Source organism: Shigella sp. FC1967, from assembly GCF_001743005.1.
Taxonomy (GTDB): domain Bacteria; phylum Pseudomonadota; class Gammaproteobacteria; order Enterobacterales; family Enterobacteriaceae; genus Proteus.
The window spans coordinates 1-373 of record NZ_MIIZ01001360.1 but is presented as its reverse complement, the minus strand read 5'-3'; the positions used below and the strand labels follow the sequence as shown (position 1 = coordinate 373).

The 373-nt window shown below is 47.2% G+C and carries 1 rRNA gene; it reads left to right on the top strand.

From position 1 onward, the window contains the following. The first annotated feature begins 186 nt into the window (after positions 1–186). Positions 187–303: ribosomal RNA gene (gene rrf / locus BHE89_RS21985) — 5S ribosomal RNA — on the top strand. The last annotated feature ends 70 nt before the right edge of the window (positions 304–373 follow it).

Sequence of the window (373 nt, the reverse complement as noted above, 5' to 3'; positions counted from 1 at the left end):
ATAGGCTGGGTGTGTAAGCGTAGCGATACGTTGAGCTAACCAGTACTAATGAACCGTGAGGCTTAACCTGACAACACCGAAGGTGTTTGTCAGAGAGACAAAACGATGAAGTAAGCTTGTTTAAGATTGATAATTACTGGTGACGAGCCGTTAAAAGGTGAGGCACGGGTAATAAAACAGAATTTGCTTGGCGGCCATAGCGCAACGGTCCCACCTGATCCCATGCCGAACTCAGAAGTGAAACGTTGTAGCGCCGATGGTAGTGTGGGGTCTCCCCCATGTGAGAGTAGGGAACTGCCAGGCATTAAATAAGACGAGAAAGCCAACCCAATGGGTTGGCTTTTTTGCGTCTGGAGTTCTCTATTTTACTTTT